Genomic DNA, 17,504 nt, shown 5'->3' on the forward strand with positions numbered 1-17,504 from the left:
GCCATTACCTCCTTACCTGCCGTTGAACCTTCCACCGTATACTAAGGAAAGAATCAACGAGTGATGGAGGAATGAAGATGCCTGGAAAAACCGGATGGATGATCATGACACTGTCGGCGACGCTTGCCCTCGGTGCGTGCGGACAGACGGAACAAAAGAGTGCGCCGCATACTGACCACGAGGCCCATGCGACGCACACAAGTGCCGATCAGCTGGAACAGACGACGTCGCCGGCGATTGCACCGGCGTTCTTAAAAGAAACGGATTCTTCGATTCAGACGATTTACCTGTCTGTCGCCAAACATCAGGATCTGTTGGAAAAGATGCCGTGTTATTGCGGGTGCGGGGAATCGGCCGGACACACGAGTAACTATGATTGCTTCATCGCTGATCAAACAGCAGATGGAAAAACGACTTGGACGACACACGGCATTACGTGCGGAACGTGTCTCGATATCGCCGCCCAATCAATCGTCGCTTACCAACAAGATACTCCGGTCAAACAAATCCGTGCTGACATTGATGCGGCCTATGCAAAGACGGGTGCCAAGCCGACACCGACAACGGCCCTCTAAATCAAAAAGCTACTTCGACATCACGTCGAGGCAGCTTTCTTTGGAGTAAAGACTTATCCTGGTCGGCGAGCCGTCGCATGGAGAACAAACGGTTTACCGGACAGCAATTCCTCCAGCTGATAATACGTATGTGCCCGAAGCGGTTGACTTGTCCGCGGAAGATGCCGTAATTCATAAGCGATTTCGAGCAGATAAAATTTGTATGTCTCGGCCTCGTCAAACCCGAAACTATTTTTTCGGGCTTCCATATAACCAATCAAACGCTGTTGTTGCTCAAGCGGCAGGCGCTGGACTTGCGGAGCAACCGATTCGCTCGGACGGAGAACCAGTTCCCGTTCTGTTCGGTACAACCGGTTCATGACCCCTCGTTCCCGTCGAAGCGCAATCAATTTCGCCGGTTGATACGAACGGGGATAGGGATGCGCATGGACTAAATACTGTTCAATGATCGATTGTGTCGGGGCAGCCGGAAAAGAAATGACATCATGCATACAATTCGACTCCTTTTAATAAGATCTACACTCTGCATTCTACTACCTGCATTCTACTACAAATTTCCAATTCAACGCATGGACCTTACAGGAAGGAAACAGGTTTTCTAATTTTGGACGGGTTTCGTTTTTCATGACGCGTGGAAAAGTTCAAAAGATACTTATCTCTGAAAGGATGTTTTGTCATGCAACAGATGAAAGCCATTGGATTCCACAAACATTTACCGATTACGGAAGCCGACAGTCTGATTGATCTTGAAATCGAACGTCCCGTCGCAAAAGGACACGATCTGCTAGTCGAAATTAAAGCCGTTTCCGTCAATCCGGTCGATACGAAAGTCCGGGCTAAGGGCGCGGACGAACAGGAACCGAAAATCATCGGCTATGATGCAGCCGGCGTCGTCGTTGAAGTCGGTGATCACGCCTCCCTCTTTTCCGTCGGGGATGAAGTCTACTACGCCGGTGCCATCAATCGTCCCGGTTCCAACAGTGAATTCCAGCTCGTCGACGAACGGATTGTTGCGAAGAAGCCGGAACGTTTGACGTTCAGCGAGGCGGCGGCGCTTCCCCTCACTGCCTTGACGGCTTACGAAGCTTTAACTGACCGGATGCATATCACGTTTGATGCCAAATCAAATCTCGAGAAGACGATTCTAATCATCGGTGCAGCAGGCGGTGTCGGATCGATCGCGACACAACTTGCGAACCATGCCGGCCTGACCGTCATCGGGACCGCTTCCCGTCCGGAAACGATTGACTGGGCGAAAGCACACGGCGCCCATCATACGATTAACCACCACAAAGATTTCCGGGAACAACTCGAACAACTCGGTTATTCGTACGTCGACTACATTTTTTGTCTGAATGCGACCGATCAGCATTTTGATGCGATGGTCGATGTCATCACACCGCAAGGGACCATCTGCAGTATCGTCGAGACGGAGCAGGCACTCAATCTCAGCGCTTTGCAACAAAAGAGTGCCACTTTCGCCTGGGAGTTCATGTTCACCCGCTCCCTGTTCGGGACACCGGACATGATTCGCCAACATGAAATTCTGACCCGCATCGCGACTTGGCTCGAGGAAGAAACACTTGAGACGACTGTCACTCAGACGTTGATCGGACTGAATGCAGAGAATTTAAAAGAAGCCCACCGTCTCGTCGAAAGTGGCAAGACGATTGGTAAGATTGTCGTCGAACAGCATTAATCTAAAAAAACAGGACGTTCTTCTCGAAAAGAGAAAGAACATCCTGTTTTTCGATTATCTGCTTTTTTGACGTTTCATTGAAAAGACGATGGCCGCAAACAATGACAGGAGTCCTCCCGCCCAGCCGATGACCGGTGCGTACTGAAATGTATCGCGCAGCAACATTCCTCCGATAATGAGGATGGCAGCATCCGCTGCGAACAGCACCGCTAAAAATCGATAATTCATCCTTCTTCTCCCCTTTCATTTCAAAATGTTAATACTTCTGCATTCTTCCTGCCAAAGGACATCTGCCCTTCAACTTCTTAATCCTTACCCTTGATTTAGCACTTTCTGGTATGAATTTCTTGTATTTAAGATAATTTTCTAATAACACTGTATTTCTGAGTCTAAAAAATGTACGATTACGGTAAGAAATAAGTATAGTAATTACATCTATGTTCAATACGGAACGCTGAAGCAAAGGGGCATCCACAATCATATGAAAAAATGGTTCAATCAAAAAATCAGCCGGCAAATCATGTCCGCTTTTTACCTTATACTGATCACGTTATCAGTCTCTTCGATTGCCGCTTACTTTTATACGAATCATCAGGTGATGAGCGCCAAGAAAAGTCTCGATGCGATCAGTGAACGGCAGGAACGGGCGACGTCCTTATGGGACGATTGGCAGTCCTTACAATATGAAATGCGCGGATATATCGTCTTCGGTGATGACGCCGTTCTTGAAACCATTAATGAAAAAAAATCATCTCTTGAACAGCAAACCAAATGGTTCGAGAAAAACGGAAAATATCAAGCGGATCAGATTTACGCGTCTGATGTCCGCTCCCTGTACACGTCCTACACGACATTCGTCATGCCGAGCCTGATTAAATATGTCAAAGCCAAACAGGACGGTACCGTGGACGAAACGTTTTTACAGATGCCGAGTTTAAAATCGATGATGCCGCAGGTCAAGCGGGATCCGAACCGGAAGTTCAAGATGAATGCATCGAACAGTGAAACGATGCGCAAAAGCGTTAATACGATGGAGAGTGTCTTCACCAGTTACCGGATGAGTCTCCAGGCGAAAGAAGAAATGGCAAAAGAGAAACTGATCAAACAAACGAAATACGCGGAGTGGATTTGGCTCATCAATCTGTTGGTCCTGTTCCTTGTCATTCTGTTGATCATTCGACCGTTCATCGCACGGACGACACGTCAAATCCAGCTCCTCAGTAAAGAAAGTAAACTGCTTGCCCAAGGGCAACATACCGCACCGCTGATTCCCATGAATCGGACCGATGAAATCGGTGAGCTCAGCAAATCTTTTCATCAAATGGCGACGGCCCTGACCGACAATAAACACCGGTTGATGTCATCCAATGATAATTTAGAACAAGCGTTGCGAATCACTTTACGGAACGAAGCACACTTGAAAATCCGGAATCAGCTGACGGAAACTCTTGCTTCCCGTGACACAGTCACCGCTTATCCGGCCGTCATCGAAAAGATGGTCGAGATTACCGATTCAACGAACGGTTCCTTGATCTTTAAGGAAGGAACAACGGTGACGAATATCATTTCCTACGGTCTGACGGAACAAGAACAAGACGATTTAATTGCGACGATCGAACCTGTCATCCGTCGAGCACGAAAGGATAAAGTCCCGCACACCACTCAGTTTGCCCAACGCGCGATTGCCGTCACACCGGTTCTTGATGCCAGCACCGATGAGATCATTGCCTATATCTACCTGATGCGCCTCCATCATCCATTTGACCCGCAGGAACAAGAGGAGCTTGCTGCCTTTGCACGTCAGCTGGCCTTATCGTTACTCCGGATGCGGACGTTTGATGAGATTGGACGGGAACGGGAAAAAACAGCCCGCTTGTTGAACTCGATCCGCGAATCGATTGTCTACATCGAACCCGACGGACCGATTCAATTAATCAATCGTCCGTTACTCGATTTATTCGATCATCCATCTGCCGTCGACTCGAAAGCAGAATGGTTGATTGAAATCGATGACTCGATCACCTATCTGAAAAATCGAGTGGATCAGCTCTCTGAATTCGAACGATATCTGCACCAAACATTCATTAATCGTGAAACCGGAGAAGGTATTACCTTTTCGATCGATCGTGAAAAACGTTTCATCAAGACATACTCGGAAGAAATCCATTACGGCGGAAAATTCCGCGGGATTCTTCTCGTTTTACGTGATGTGACGAATGAAGTCGAAATTGACCGAATTAAAAACGAACTCGTTTCAACAATTTCCCATGAATTACGGACACCGCTCTCTTCGATTTATGGATTCACCGAGTTGATGATTCAACGGGATCTCCCTCCACATCGTCAAAAAAAATATCTGAAAGCGGTCCATTCGGAAACCGAACGACTGTCATTGTTAATCAACGACTTCCTCGACCTGCAACGGATGGAAGCCAACCGTCAGCAGTACACATTCGAACCGTTTGATCTACTCGCGATGCTGAAGGATTTGAAGCAACTTCATAGTCTTTCATCTTCTACACATACTATTCGCATCTTGACTGACGTTTCGTCGCTCTTGATTGAGGCCGATACGAAAAAGATTCGTCAGCTGTTTGGAAACTTGATTAACAATGCGATTAAGTATTCTCCAGCAGGCGGCTCAATTGAAGTTCGTTTAACGGAACACACTAATCGGGTAACCATCGCGATTACCGATCACGGAATCGGAATTCCTGCTTCCGCGATGAGCGAACTGTTCCAAAAGTTTTATCGTGTCGATAATTCGGATACCCGAAAAATCGGTGGAACAGGACTCGGGTTATCAATTTGTCGCGAAATTGCCCGTGCCCATGATGGCGAAATCCATGTCGAATCAATCGAAGGACAAGGTTCGACCTTCACCGTCGACTTACCGCTTAATCCGATGCCACCGTTATAACAACAAACTGCGCCAGTTCCCTTGCGGAACGGCGCGGTTTTTGCTTATCCTTTAATACGGCTTGCGATATCGACCGTCCGTTTCGCCTGGTGACGAACAGCCGGTTCAACCGATTCGACCATGTTTCCGTCCTGGTCGACAGTGACCGTTGTTCCGTACGGGTTTCCGCCTGCTGCGAACAGGACCGGATCCGAATACCCTGGTGCTGCGACGATCGCACCCCAATGGAACATCGATGTATAAACAGCAAGAACTGTCGCTTCCTGACCACCGTGCGGATTTTGCGCAGACGACATGGCACTGACGACTTTATTGACGAGTTTCCCTTGTCCCCAAAGACCACCTGTCGTATCGAGGAATTGCTGGAATTGTCCAGGAACGTGTCCGTAACGGGTCGGGACGCTGAAGATGATCGCATCTGCCCAGTCAAGCAAGTCGGGTGTCGCTTCCTCGATGTCACGCGTAGCATCGGTATGTTTTTGCCAAAGTGGATTCGAGGCAATTGCTTCTGCCGGTGCCGTCTCCTTGATTTTCGCAAGACGGACTTCAGCACCGGCGGCTTCTCCTGATTCTTTCGCCCACATGGCGAGTTGATGATTGGTTCCGGTCGAACTGTAATAGATGACAGCCAGTTTCACATTAGACATGACTTCGCTCCTTTTTTCGAAAACAGTGACGGACGATGGATGTACATGTCGTCTTTTCCCGTTTTTTGGATAAAGTAACGCCTTTCCTTTGAATCCAAGATAATTTTATACTTTTTGTGTCACGAGCCATTTGAACCAGCGACCGTGTCCGTCCGTCTCGGCAATAGTCTGTTCCGTCAACACACCGTCGATGTAGGCATCGAGATGCAGGTAACGGTCCTGGACATTGTTGTAGACGTGATAGAGATTACGCGTCCGCCCGATTTCCCCGACGACCTGCAGCAATTCTTTTTTGACCGCGAGCGGCATCTGGTTCGCAACATGCGTATGGAAAATACAGAGGATACTATCGTCCGGTGTCTGTGCTGCATAGAGCGGCAACAACTTCACTCCGTCCCCTTCGACGAGTTCCAGCGCGTACTCTTCTACGTAACGCGCTGCCGCCTCGAACATCTCGAGCCGTTCCCGGTGCTCCGTCCAAATCAGTGCTTTCAGCCACAACTGTTCATCGGCATCATGTAAGTCGACGATGTTCAGATCAAGTCCGATCCGGCTTGCGACCGGCGGCGGCGTTTGTGCCACGGCCGGCGTTTCCGTTCCTTCGATGACCGACGTCAAGTGCAGACGCGATGCCGGGTTCCCGACGACTTCCCCGTTTCCGTACGCGTAGCTGTATTGATCAAACAGCAGCTGTAAGCCGGCACTCGTCCCGATCTCAAGTAGAGCGAGCGGTCTCTGTGTCTGTTGATGAATCTGACTGAATACCGGATAGAGATACGTACAGCGCCGAACTTCATTCGTTTGGACAAGACGATGTGCCAGGAGCGGAATCAACTCGACTTCATATGTCGCGCAAAATGACTGAAAATCGGCAAAGGCATCTGTAAACGGTTTTGGCCGTTCAGTCACGCTTGGATAATACGCGGCGAGCGGATGACCGACGCCTTTTAACAACAGATAATGGACGGCACCAAATAACAGGTTCGGAACCGGCTGACCGTCACGTGCGTGTTGGCATAATGCGAGAATTTCCGGGTTTTTCGCAATCTCGAGTGATAAGTATTCGTATAACGGACTGGAGTCGCGGCACTCCCGTTCCGCAAACGTTTGAAAACGTTGTGCGAGTTCTGTTTCTGTCATGTGTAGTTCCCCCTTTGTACGTTCCCTGTTGTATTCCCCAAATTATTCCAAAGAACTGTTTTCTCTACAAAAAACACCTCCACCCATAAGCGGAAGTGTTTCAGTTCTTACTTTTCTTCTTTTTTCTTCAGGATATCCGTCACGACTTCATTCAGTTTCTGTTTGAAGACCGGTCCGAAACTTTCAGCATATGAATTCGTCATATGACTGATATCACGATAGATGACGACATTCCCGATGACCGGACGGAATTCACCGTTGACGCGGAAGTAATCCGTCAAGTCAAGTTTGTAGAGCGATTTGTTCGTTTTTTCGAAGTTTTTCCAATACGCTCCATCACGTTGGTTGACTTCGGCATTCATCTTCTTCGTCGTCTCTTCGATGCTCGTCGTCTCGAGCGACTCGAGGACGTTGAAGCTGTAACGCGGATTATCCCGCAGTGCCAGACCGTCGATGCCGTACTCGTCTTTGACGTATTGCATTTGATCGACCATCTGTTGATGAATCTTATCTTTCGTCGCATCCGCTGCCGTGACGTGCGAGATGATCAGATCGACATCGGCATCCTTCAAATAGTCGAGGACGTTTTGATTCCAGATACCCTTTAAGACGTTATCGTCGTAGCCGGTCGAGAAGCGTGTTCCGGAACGGGTGATATTCAAGATCCGGTACTTCTCACCTTTTGCGGCTTCATGAATCGCTCCGAACCATTGCTCCGAGTGCGAACTGCCGACGAGGGCAATCGTTGCGATATAGTTTTTCGTTTCGCCGTATTCGCCGACTTTGACATCACTTTTGCTCAGTCCCTGATTACTGCCGTCGGTGTGGACGAGCGGCAGGTCATCAAAGACGTTGGCATAGGACGGAAACGGATCGCGCTCCGGCGTTTGATCCGGATTCTTGACCGCGATCGCTCCCGGATAATCGTTTGCGCTGACACCCTTCTTTAATTCCTGCTCTTCGAAATACTTGAGTCCGATCAGTGAACCGATCAACAAAACGTTGATGCTCATCATGATGCCGAGCTTCTTGAAAGCGGACCGGTCGACTGTTGCACTGCGGATCGGTTTCTCAATAAATTCCGTCATCAGGTACGACAGAAGAATCGCCGACAGGATGATGGCAGTTCCCATCAGGAAGCCCGGTGTCTGCTGGACGTTGTACCGGTAAAACTCCAGCAGGACCCAGTGCCAGAGGTAAATCCCGAACGCAATGCCTCCGAGTTTGACCATCGGCTTTGATCCGAGGAAACGTTTGATGCCGAACGTCGTGTCGCGCGTTCCGGACAGGACGATGAACAACGCACATGTCATCGGCCACAAGGCGATGTAGCCCGGGAACATTTGCGAGACGTTAAAGAGAATCCCGGTCAGGACAAGACCAACCAGACCGAGCCAGCCCATCAAAGTCGCCATCCATTTCGGAACATGGATGGACGACAGGTTGATGCAAAGCAGGCTGCCTAACGCAAATTCCCAAACGCGCGTCATCGTGATGAAATACGCCCACGGCTGGTTGACTTCCGTTAAATAAATCGAATAGCTTAACGATGTGACGAACAACACCCCTAAAATCGTATTGATCATCGGTTTGACGTTTTTAATCGTATACTTTTTGACCATCCATAAGATGAATGAGAACAGAATAAACCAAATCATATAGAACTGACCTTGAATCGACAGTGCCCAGAAATGTTCGACCGGCGATTTCATCTGACTCGCATCCAGATAATCCGTACTCGAGATGGCGAGTTGCCAGTTTTGATAGAAGAACATCGAGGCGACGACTTCACGAATCGTTTTCTCTAAAATCGATTGCGGCAGTAAAAATGAACTGAGAACGAGGACGACGGCTAAAATGAACAGGACCGACGGCAGTAACCGTTTAATCAGTTTCGTGACGTACGGCAAAAAGCGGAATTCACCGGTCCGGTTAATCGTCGAGATAATCGACGTCGTGATCAGGAATCCGGAGATGACGAAGAACACATCGACACCGCCCGATACGCGGTTGAACCAGATATGATAGACTGCGACCAGTAAGGCAGCAACGACACGCAACCCTTCGATTTCAGGCCGGAACTGGCTTTTGGTGTTAATGAGTTTTTGTTGCGGCACTTCTTTTTGATTCAGTTGATTCATTTTACATTAGCTCCTATACTTTTTGATTCATGACGGGACGACTGAAATTGAAAAAATTCCCTCAAACATTAAATACGCACCAATTCATCCTAATGTAAATTACTTATAAAATCTATAACATTCCTATTATTTCGATGTTTCTTTTCTCCTTCACTGCTTGAATCCCGGCTTTTTCAAATGCACAGCACATAACGACCGACTCAAACGTTCGTTCTCATTCGCTTCAGGGTATAGACTATTTCAAGACTATGACGAACGTTAGGAGCAAATCATGATTGTACTCGGTTACGCGTTTTATTTATTGTTGGGCACGTTAAAATTCGTGCTGTTTAGTTTTTATACCGATACGGCTTTTCCGCTCGATCTCTTTTTCATGAATCTCGGCGGTATGCTGGTGCTGTCGAGTTGGACCCTATTAATCGACTGGCAAAAACGCCGCTGGATTTGGCTCGCCCTTCTCATCGCCAACAGTTTTTTACTGATTTCCGATATGTGGTATTACCGTTACTTTGACGACTTCCTGTCCGTTTCGCTCATGTCACAGATGATGCAGATGGGAGATGTCAGCAGCGGTTTTGCTGCCTTGATTCTGCCATCGGACTTCCTGTTGTTTGCGGACAGTCTGATTTTCATCGGCTTTTTGTTCTTCATGCGAAAGCGGACATTTGCCGTCGCGAAAAAGACACGCCGAAAAACGGCCGGACTCGCTTTCCTTGCCGGTATGGTTCTGTTTGCGGCTCCGGTCACATACAGCGTCGTCAAAGAAGATCAACGGCTCAGCCGGTCCGTGTCCGACATGCGCGACTATTACCAGCTCGGATTTTGGGGGTATCACGGCATTGATTTGTTGCGCGGCATCCAAGGCGCCATTGCGCCGGACAAAGCGTTGACCACGTCGGAACAACAACAGATCGACGAAACGAAAACTTCCGACACGAGTGGTGCCACGAAAAAACCAAACATCATTTTAGTGCAGCTCGAATCGTTTCAGGCATCTGTCATCGACCAACAAGTGAACGGTCAGACCTTAACTCCGAATTTAAACAAACTGAAAGAGGAATCATTGTACTTCTCGTCGTTTTACCACCAGACACACGAAGGACGGACTTCGGACGCCGAATTCATTACGAATACGTCGCTTTATCCGTTAAAATCCGGTTCCGTCTACACCCGGTTCCCGGACAACGAGTTTAACGCGCTGCCGGACCTGTTGCGTACGAACGGGTACGACACAGCTGCCATGCATGCGTATGAAAAAGGCTTTTGGAACCGCGATCAGGTCTATCAAAATATCGGCTTCAAACATTTTTTCAGCCAAGATGATTATCCGAAACAAAAGAAAATCGGCATGGCCCTGAATGACAAACAGTTTTTCACAAAATCGATTAAACATATGGAAATGCTGAAAGAACCGTACTTCTCCTTCCTTGTCGCCTTGACAAGTCATACGCCATACGAGATACCAAAAGACGAACGGCAACTCGACTTGTCCGGTTATGACGATCCGATGTTAAGAGGCTATTACCAGACCGTCCATTATGTCGACGAAGCCGTCGGGCAGATGGTCAAGGAGTTGAAGGCAAAAGACATGTGGGACGATACACTCGTCATCTTTTACGGCGATCATGACAGCGGCTTGACGAACGAAGGCAGTGAGATGCAACAAAAAGCGAAAATCGACAATGCTGTCGACGCCTTCGTCCTCGACCGCCAAGTGCCGTTGTTCATCAAAAAACCACATCAAAACACGGGACAAATCATCCAAGAGAATGGCGGACAAATCGATATCGCTCCGACAATTGTTGATTTACTCAATCTCGAGTCCCCGTATATGATGGGCAACTCCCTGCTCGATGATGAACCGAATCTCACCGCTTTCCGCGACGGCTCGTTCCGTTACAAGGACTACTATTACGAAGCGAATCTGACGGAAAAAGCCGGCAACGGCATCTGTTATGACGTCTCGACGAAAAAACAGGTCGACCGTGAGATGTGCCAGTCGCAAACGAAACAAGTACGAACAGATTTGCGTCTGTCGGATGCGATCATCGAAAAGAATGGATTAGAGCAAGACTGAACCAATCATCCGAATCAAATGATCGTTGCAACACTAAAGGAGGAGCCGGATATTGAGTCCGGATCCTCCTTTTATATGCTTTAGTCCATCCGTTTTGAACGGATCATTTAGTGAGATGTCCAATTTTCCGTCAACCACTGCTGTTCCTCTTCAAACAAGACATCCCATCTTTTCGTGATGATCCAGTCAAATAACTCCGGGATCGTCTTGTCCGAGTGTCGATAACGATTCAAAAAACGGAATGCGACCAAGATCTCGTCGCTTTGAATCTGTCGCTTTCGCTTGAGCATCGTTTTCACTCGTTTAATGATCGGCTGAATAGCAGATGCATCCCCATGTTTTGCAATTCCGAGCAAGGCATACGCCTTGACGTCGACTGACCGATCCTTCAAGCCTTTTATAAACAGCGGCAGGAACGAGTCGTCTCCAAGTTCACTGATGGCATTCAGCGCCGAGTGCCGGACATCACCTTTCGGATGATCAAGGAGCGGTAACAGATGTGGAATCACCCGCTCTGTCCCAATCGTTGCCAATACAAAATTCGCACTCATGATTTCAAATGAATCGGTGGAGGTTGTAATGAATCGAATTAACGCATCTTCTGCTAAAGCACCCCGACAGGAGCCGAGTGCATCAATCGCCGAATTTCGAATAGCCGAACGGGAATCCTCGACATACTTGATGATATCAGTCGCGTCATGTACCCGTTCCTGTTTCGCCAGTTCATCAAGGATTTTGACAATCAGTGTCGGCTTCGTCTCTTGTGCCAGCCGTTCTAACAATAAATCAGCAACACGGACGTCGCCTGTGTTCGTACCAATCGTCCCAAGCATAAAGTAGAAACGCTGTTTCATGTCCAACCGTTTAGTCTGTTCAAGCAGGTCCATTAAAACAGGAAGCATTTGAACATCCTGAAAGCGACGTGCTATTTCATACGCCAAGTCAGACGGCGAACCTTCACTCGTGTAATAACCCCGTTCTTCATCGTACACATACTCGTCGATCGACATCTGTTCCGCTAATGCAATCAATTCATCCTTGTTCATCAGCAATTCCTTCAGTTTGTTGAAAAATTTTATACCAGTACAATGTCAAATCAATCTTCGGGTTAGCAAACTGTTTCAGCGTATCCACACCGCCGAGGACAAATCCTTCTTTGACGTAAAAACGGCAGGCAATCAAGTTATCGTTTTGTGCTTCAAGCGATAAGCCGATTAACGACTGTTCTTTCGCCCAGGTTTCAGCTGCTTCAAGCAATAAGTGACCGACACCGCTTTTCCGGAAATCTTTTTTGACGGCGATGTTTTCGATATAGGCAAAACGGTTCCAGTCTTTGACGAGACGGATCTGTCCGATGCACGTGTCTTCATGAAAGGCTAACAAGACGATTTTTTCACTGCTGTCGATATAAGTAAACCAGTCGAGATGGTCATCCGGAAAACGTGTTTCAGATAGAGTCTCGTATAACTGTTCTTCGTAAGTCCAGACTCCTTCAATCAAACATGGTATAACCCTACCAACGATTGGAAAGGATTCGTTTACATTATTGACGATATCTATAGATTGATTTCTTAAAGGATCAATTGTGATTTTTGCATTCTTCTTCATAGATTTCGACCTTTCATGATTTATCTTAGTTTTTAATTTTAATATTCCTTTGGCTTATAACGAAAAAATTTGTATGACATTAAACAATTGATAGTTTTTCTTAGAATTAATTAAGCGTATGAAAATATTTCAGGAATCGTTTTCCTCTTTTTTATTCGTCTTGACGAGTCTTACGCCTTATGAAATCAATAAAAATCTAACGTTAAAATTGTTTAAGTATAGTTTTTAATGTTGTGTTGTTATTGACAGACAGTTCATTAAGTCTATACCGTCGTTAGAAAGATGATTAAGGAGCTAAAGAAACGGAATCAGTCAATTGTTATCTTTTATAATAATCATGGCAATGGATCAATAAACAAAGACAGCGAGATACATAAGAAAAACAAGATCATGTCACCTATTGCGGCGTTCGAGCTAGAACGACGTGTACCACTTTTTATCAAAATAACCCGACCAACACAATGGTCGAGTTATTAAGAAAACGATGGACAAATCGATATCGCACCAACGATTATTGATCTGCTTAATTAAAAAACACCGTATATGATCAGAGACAATCGCTTTTAGACAACAAACCTAATCTGAATGAATAGTCCGTTCCACTATAAAATACTACTGTAAAGTCGATTTGACGAAAACTTCGAGCGAAGTTACGTGTTATAACTTTTCGACAAGGAAAGAAGTCGCTCTGAAATTCTGTAAAAAATGTGGTTCATACAAGTTTCATTCACTCACTGAAGTCTCTTACATTTTTTAATAAATACATGTGTATTTAGTTATTTTTTAAAATAAAGTAATTTTTTATACTTTGACTATCTAGTTGATAATTTTTTAGTTCGATTGTTAAATCTCTTAAATCCCATTGCTCTAAAGATCTAGTAGCTAATTTCCCATAAAATCCTCTAACATTCTCTTTAAACATTTGTAATTTATCATTTGTTAAAAACTTTAAACTAGGAGGACCAAATGCTTCTTTATGAAGTTTATTTGTCGGATGAATCAGAACAGGTATTCCTATCTTATTGGCATATTCTTGCTCAAACCAATTCATACCTTCAGAAATTTGAGCAGTTTCTGACTTGTAGACTTCCTTCCTAGACAAATCAACTTCGTTTTTAGCTTCAATTATTAAATACTCATCATTATAAAGATTCCACAAAACATCAGGACCTATACTGAACTCTTTATCCGGTTGATGTGCTTCAAATCCTAAACAATTTCCTAATTCAGAAAATGCTTTTTCAAATGCCGCTGACGAATCTTGTGCAAATAGCAAGTTTTCTAATATCGAATTGATTTTCAATATTATAGAGTTCGGCTCTAAAAATTCTGAAATGAATTTCTTAATTTTTGATGCTTGCATAGTAGTTTTTGTAGTTAATTTTCTATAATTAACTCCAAGAGGCGGCTTTAATAAATAAGAATTTTTACTATGCGCAAATAACTGCAGTTCCATAGACTTTTGCCGATCAATTTTATACAGATATGATGCTGCTAATTGAGCATACCAACCCTCTTCAGCTTCAGAAGAATTTGAAAGTATTTTAATATTGGTTCTGATAGTTTCTGAAGCTTGTAAGTATTGCCCAGAGATGGCTTGTTTGAATGCTCTTGTTTCTATCTCTGATATAGAAACAAGATTGTCATCTATTTCAATATTAGAAACTTTACTAATTTGCTTTTTATGAAGTTGAATCCAACTTGGATCTCTATCTAGTATTTGCTTCATTGCTCCACCAATTGCTTTAACTGGAGTTTCTGCATCTTTCTTTATTAACTCTACGACCTTACTACCGAGTTGTATTTGATTAACTGTTTGAGGCGACATAAATTTTTGGAATTGCTTATTTGACAATTTAGAAACTAAGTCTCTTCCTAAAAGAAAAATTATCGCGTAATCGTTAACAGATCGAACGGCTCTTCCTAAACCCTGTTCGATTTTCTGTGCTTGATTCATATTCATTATTTTAGAAGACGGCCTAGCAAAAATACTATAGCGTTCTATTAAAGAAGAACTTTGAGGTAGATCGTCAATCACAAGAATGTGACATGCATCTTCTGCCAAGTCTAAACCATCGTACCTATTAGAAAGTACAATATGTTCACCCTGTCCCTGAGTTAAATTACTCAAAACTTCTCTAATATTTTGAGGAGTAGGTTTCAAAAAACCATTATTTATCCAACGTTCAGATTTACTATCAGAAGATACCAAACTAACGATATTATGATTACCTAATTTCGAAAGAATTGTAGCCCATTTACTACTGTTCAAACTACTATCAACATTGAAAGGAGCTATAATAAGTTTTTCACCAATATCACTGAATGTACTTGATTGAATAGGTGAAAGAATTGCTTGCTTTTGTACTCCAAAGTCTTTAATCAGTGATGAATCATCATTTAAAGTGGCTGACATAAAAATTCGTCTCTGAGCATTTGCATATCCGTGGATCATGTGAATCGGTAAACAATTAGGAGTGATTTCAACATGAGGATATGAAACCAATACCATACATTGTTCTAAATAGTCTCTAATAAGTTGCCATTTAAATTTAACTGTTTCATCCTCTTTATTAATTTTATCAATTATATCTGGTAATTTTTCTATCCACGACCAATAAGGAATCATTAATATACCGTATTTATCTCGTCCAGTTAAAATGTCATCCGTGCTTCCCATAGCTTGGCCAAACAATGAATCTTTGAAACTATTTACTATTAAATCGTAGTTTACGTTTTCTCTAGGAAATTTAAGAGTGAATGCCTCTTTAGCTTTAAGTAGCGCTGAATGTGCGTCATCAATTACTATGCACCCTAATTCAATAATTTCTCTAGAGGTATCGCCTTGAATTCCAAAAATTGATTTAGCATTAAAAAGTTTTTGAAAAGTTGTAACTAATATAGCTTCGCTATTTAAAAACTCTCCAGGAAATGTATTATCATGAGATATTTCTACACATTTAACGCCTAAACCCTCTGCATCACGAATTACTTGATGAATAAGCTGATTGTCTAAACAAAGATATAATGCAGGACCTATTCCTTCGTTTAATGAAGACTGAAGTTGCAATAACCCAACTGTAGTTTTTCCCCCACCAGTATTCATTTTGATTATGTTGTCTTTTTGATTACGTTTCTTAAACCATTTTTCCAAGATTTTTTCTTGATCACCTCTAAGATAAGAAAACTTCTTAGTTCTAATATTAGCTTCAAATATTTCTTTCGGAAAAATTACCTCATCATTATCAAATTCGTCTAATAAATTCCCAAAATCAATCATTAAAAAAATCTCCTTTTGTATAAAATATTTAGTATTTATGAAAAAATCACTTGTAAATATACAGAAGCTAATTAACAATTAAAAATCAAATAAAAGTTCTATTTTATTATCCTTAAATGTTTTTAACGTTATTTGTTACTTACAGATAAATAGGAAAAAATATTTTTAAAATTAAGTTGTAATAGGTATTTAATGACTACTTTGTTTTTGAATTCTATCAGCTTTTAAAAATTATGATATTAAAAAATTCGAAAAATCTAATGAGCTCTATCTAAAGTTGAAGTTTCTGTATTGACAATTAAATCACTTGTGATTTTACGAATTTTTTCATGCTCATAATCAAATTTCTTCTTAATGAAACATTCGAAAAATCTTTTTTCAATTTATTTGTATCATGTAAAACCATTCCATTAACATATTTCACCTTCATAGGATATAGTGATACTCGGTCAACAGAATCACTAATACGAACTACTAATTCAAAGATAGTAACATTTTGTCCAGATTCATCTGTTTGTTCTTCTCTAGATTCTATGCGATGTTCAAAATGTGTCATTTTTAAACTCCTCTATATTTTGTAATTTCAAAATAAAATTTTCTTTGATTATACTTTTCATTTTAAAATCCATATAATTAACATTAACTTAAAATTCATTCTCATTTTACTTTATAAGAGAATAACTTCCAATTATTTTATTTAGAAAAATTGTAATATTAAGTGTAAAACCTAATTAAAAACACAAAAAAACCCATAACGGCCTCGTGTAGAATAGATTTACCATACAAAATTCAACGGAAGATTCGTTATGAGTTGGGTTTGTGCGAAAGATTGCGGGAGCGTTGGGCATTAATCCTCTACGATTTCATAAGAATTGAGATAAAATCCTCACTACAGTGCTTCCCATGCCAACCAGCGTTATATTGAGTGAAAAAAAGTGCGGTGCACGGGTGAAGTTTACGCTAGAAGAAGGACTCCGCATTCTAGAAAAGTTACGGGAGACGTGGTCTCCTGAACAGATTGCTGGACGTTTATTCTAAGGAGAAGGACTCTCGTTCAAGACATTTATCATTTGATTACGGGCCTTATCGAGACCGATTCCGGATTCCTTCGACAAAAGGGAAAGCGTCAGAAACTACGTGAACTCTTCAACGTCGGACTGCCAATCAGTAAACGTCCATCTGACGCCAAAGGGTATCAAACATTCGGACATTAGGAGCTTGATAGTGTTGTCTCGAGTAGATGGAAATCAAAGACCTGTGTTGCAAAGTACGTCGAGCGAAAGAGCCGTTTCTATCTCGCTGTACCAATGGAAGATCGGTCCGATCAATCGATGGAGTCTGCGATTCAAGTATTGCCATTGGGAACCTTCCAAACCGCGACGACAGCTCGTGGAAAAGATTTTTGCTGTCATGAACG

The 17,504-nt window shown here is 43.6% G+C and carries 13 protein-coding genes; 4 read left to right on the forward strand and 9 right to left on the reverse strand.

Annotated features, from left to right (window positions below):
- The first annotated feature begins 77 nt into the window (after window positions 1-77).
- Window positions 78-575, forward strand: coding sequence for a PCYCGC motif-containing (lipo)protein (locus tag AC3IRK_RS14160; protein WP_131502449.1), 498 nt, complete (start codon window positions 78-80; stop codon window positions 573-575).
- Window positions 576-628: 53 nt separating this feature from the next.
- On the opposite strand, the gene AC3IRK_RS14165 is transcribed toward AC3IRK_RS14160, so the two are convergent.
- Entirely contained in the window at window positions 629-1,066 is a 438-nt protein-coding gene (locus tag AC3IRK_RS14165) for a hypothetical protein (RefSeq protein ID WP_489170129.1), read from the reverse strand.
- 194 nt (window positions 1,067-1,260) lie between these two features.
- Here AC3IRK_RS14165 and AC3IRK_RS14170 point away from each other — a divergent pair, with 194 nt between their 5' ends.
- The gene (locus AC3IRK_RS14170) at window positions 1,261-2,274 is read left to right on the forward strand and encodes a zinc-binding alcohol dehydrogenase family protein (protein ID WP_489170734.1); all 1,014 of its coding nucleotides are present in this window, start codon (window positions 1,261-1,263) and stop codon (window positions 2,272-2,274) included.
- A gap of 54 nt (window positions 2,275-2,328) precedes the next feature.
- Here the strand turns inward: AC3IRK_RS14170 and AC3IRK_RS14175 are convergent, their stop codons facing one another.
- Entirely contained in the window at window positions 2,329-2,502 is a 174-nt protein-coding gene (locus AC3IRK_RS14175) for a hypothetical protein (protein WP_012371618.1), read from the reverse strand.
- Window positions 2,503-2,755: 253 nt separating this feature from the next.
- On the opposite strand from AC3IRK_RS14175, the gene AC3IRK_RS14180 reads away from it, so the two are divergent.
- Window positions 2,756-5,194, forward strand: coding sequence for an ATP-binding protein (locus AC3IRK_RS14180; RefSeq protein ID WP_489170130.1), 2,439 nt, complete (start codon window positions 2,756-2,758; stop codon window positions 5,192-5,194).
- A 44-nt stretch (window positions 5,195-5,238) separates the two neighbouring features.
- Here AC3IRK_RS14180 and wrbA read toward each other — a convergent pair whose 3' ends face one another.
- The 3 genes from wrbA to AC3IRK_RS14195 all read right to left on the reverse strand — a co-directional run bounded on the left by wrbA (window position 5,239) and on the right by AC3IRK_RS14195 (window position 9,122).
- On the reverse strand, window positions 5,239-5,841 hold the full coding sequence (gene wrbA / locus AC3IRK_RS14185) for an NAD(P)H:quinone oxidoreductase (protein ID WP_131502452.1): 603 nt from the start codon (window positions 5,839-5,841) through the stop codon (window positions 5,239-5,241).
- Window positions 5,842-5,946: 105 nt separating this feature from the next.
- On the reverse strand, window positions 5,947-6,981 hold the full coding sequence (locus tag AC3IRK_RS14190) for a DUF2332 domain-containing protein (protein WP_489170131.1): 1,035 nt from the start codon (window positions 6,979-6,981) through the stop codon (window positions 5,947-5,949).
- A gap of 107 nt (window positions 6,982-7,088) precedes the next feature.
- On the reverse strand, window positions 7,089-9,122 hold the full coding sequence (locus AC3IRK_RS14195) for an acyltransferase family protein (RefSeq protein ID WP_489170132.1): 2,034 nt from the start codon (window positions 9,120-9,122) through the stop codon (window positions 7,089-7,091).
- 271 nt (window positions 9,123-9,393) lie between these two features.
- On the opposite strand from AC3IRK_RS14195, the gene AC3IRK_RS14200 reads away from it, so the two are divergent.
- Window positions 9,394-11,199 (forward strand): LTA synthase family protein, encoded by a 1,806-nt coding sequence (locus AC3IRK_RS14200; RefSeq protein ID WP_489170133.1) that lies wholly within the window; start codon window positions 9,394-9,396, stop codon window positions 11,197-11,199.
- 107 nt (window positions 11,200-11,306) lie between these two features.
- On the opposite strand, the gene AC3IRK_RS14205 is transcribed toward AC3IRK_RS14200, so the two are convergent.
- The 4 genes from AC3IRK_RS14205 to AC3IRK_RS14220 all read right to left on the reverse strand — a co-directional run bounded on the left by AC3IRK_RS14205 (window position 11,307) and on the right by AC3IRK_RS14220 (window position 16,643).
- Window positions 11,307-12,245: a HEAT repeat domain-containing protein gene (locus AC3IRK_RS14205; protein WP_489170134.1), complete on the reverse strand. Its 939-nt coding sequence runs from the start codon at window positions 12,243-12,245 to the stop codon at window positions 11,307-11,309.
- On the reverse strand, window positions 12,232-12,699 hold the full coding sequence (locus tag AC3IRK_RS14210) for a GNAT family N-acetyltransferase (RefSeq protein WP_489170135.1): 468 nt from the start codon (window positions 12,697-12,699) through the stop codon (window positions 12,232-12,234). The genes AC3IRK_RS14205 and AC3IRK_RS14210 overlap by 14 nt, the downstream gene beginning before the upstream one ends.
- Before the next feature lie 880 nt (window positions 12,700-13,579).
- Complete coding sequence (locus AC3IRK_RS14215; protein ID WP_489170136.1) at window positions 13,580-16,087, reverse strand: DEAD/DEAH box helicase; 2,508 nt, start codon at window positions 16,085-16,087, stop codon at window positions 13,580-13,582.
- Between the two features lie 298 nt (window positions 16,088-16,385).
- Window positions 16,386-16,643, reverse strand: a complete 258-nt coding sequence (locus AC3IRK_RS14220) for a hypothetical protein (RefSeq protein WP_489170137.1) — start codon at window positions 16,641-16,643, stop codon at window positions 16,386-16,388.
- Window positions 16,644-17,504: the final 861 nt, after the last annotated feature.

It is taken from the genome of Exiguobacterium sp. GL_137, assembly GCF_057834585.1.